General features: G+C 33.6%; 1 protein-coding gene. It reads left to right on the forward strand.

Going from position 1 to position 333, the window contains the following annotated elements; translation table 11 throughout:
• On the forward strand, positions 1 to 333 hold a 333-nt coding region (locus LJD34_RS16265), incomplete at both ends, for a PTS transporter subunit EIIC (RefSeq protein WP_227360394.1).

The following is a 333-nucleotide window of genomic DNA, read 5'->3' on the forward strand; positions in this document are numbered from 1 at the left end:
AAACGTTGAAAAATTCAACAAAGGTGAAAAACCAACAAACATCATCAACATGTATTTCTTACAAATGTGTGGTGAATTCGGTGGTTCAGGTGTTACTATCGGTTTAGTAATCGCAATCATGATCTTTGGTAAACGTGAAGATAACAAAGCAATCGCTTCATTATCATTAGTTCCAGGTTTATTCAACATCAATGAAACAGTTACATTCGGTATTCCAATGGTATTAAACCCAATCTTAGGTATTCCATTTGTATTTGCATGTTTAGTAACTATCTTAGTTGGTTATGTATTAACAGTTATCGGATTCTGTCCAGTTGCATGTTTAACAGTACC

Source organism: Faecalibacillus sp. MSK20_93 (assembly GCF_020589945.1).
GTDB classification, from domain to species: Bacteria; Bacillota_I; Bacilli_A; order Erysipelotrichales; family Coprobacillaceae; genus Faecalibacillus; species Faecalibacillus intestinalis.